Here is a 252-nt window from a genome sequence, read left to right on the forward strand (position 1 = left end):
TGGCGACCTGGAAGGGACTCGAACCCTCGACCTCCAGCGTGACAGGCTGGCATTCTAACCAGCTGAACTACCAGGCCGCAATTGGTGGGACTAACAGGGCTCGAACCTGTGACCCCCTGCTTGTAAGGCAGGTGCTCTCCCAGCTGAGCTATAGTCCCATAATTTGGAGCGGGTGAAGGGGATCGAACCCTCACAGCCGGCTTGGAAGGCCGGAACTCTACCATTGAGCTACACCCGCATATTTAATTGGTG

At 56.7% G+C, this 252-nt stretch carries 3 tRNA genes; all 3 read right to left on the reverse strand.

Going from position 1 to position 252, the window contains the following annotated elements:
• Positions 1-77 (reverse strand) — tRNA-Asp (locus ATCC9714_RS18010).
• Positions 78-82: 5 nt separating this feature from the next.
• A tRNA-Val gene (locus ATCC9714_RS18015) sits at positions 83-158 on the reverse strand.
• 6 nt (positions 159-164) lie between these two features.
• Positions 165-238: transfer RNA gene (locus tag ATCC9714_RS18020), tRNA-Gly, on the reverse strand.
• Between the last annotated feature and the right edge of the window lie 14 nt (positions 239-252).

The sequence above is a fragment of the Paraclostridium sordellii genome, from assembly GCF_000953675.1.
Classification (GTDB): domain Bacteria; phylum Bacillota; class Clostridia; order Peptostreptococcales; family Peptostreptococcaceae; genus Paraclostridium; species Paraclostridium sordellii.